Annotated in this window: 1 pseudogene; it reads left to right on the top strand. The window is 41.7% G+C overall.

From position 1 onward, the window contains the following. Positions 1-51 precede the first annotated feature (51 nt). Positions 52-355 (top strand): annotated as a pseudogene (fre, locus tag AAEY62_RS20935) (NAD(P)H-flavin reductase); the annotation flags it as partial.

Genomic DNA, 355 nt, shown 5'->3' with positions numbered 1-355 from the left:
CTATAATTAACTCGTTGATAAAAAATTATAAAAGGGTTTAAAGGACGTTAGATGAAAACCATTCGTTGTCAGATAGAAAAAGTCACCCCGTTTAATGACGCTGTATACCAAGTGTTCCTTAAACCCGAAGCAGCCTTTGACTTTAAGGCTGGCCAATACCTAACTGTGGTCATGGGTGAAAAAGACAAACGTCCTTTTTCTATCGCTTCCGCGCCTAATGCAGCGTTAATTGAGTTGCACATTGGTGCCGCGGTTAGCGAAAGTTATCCAATGCAAGTTGTTGAACGCTTACAAACAGCGACACATATTGATATTGAAGCACCTGCTGGCGAAGCTTTTTTACGTAGTGAGAGCC

Origin of the sequence: Pseudoalteromonas sp. GW168-MNA-CIBAN-0100 (assembly GCF_040309225.1) — a bacterium.
Classification (GTDB): Bacteria; Pseudomonadota; Gammaproteobacteria; order Enterobacterales; family Alteromonadaceae; genus Pseudoalteromonas; species Pseudoalteromonas arctica.
Note: the sequence above shows the minus strand (reverse complement) of the source record. Positions and strands in the feature narration are given on the sequence as shown.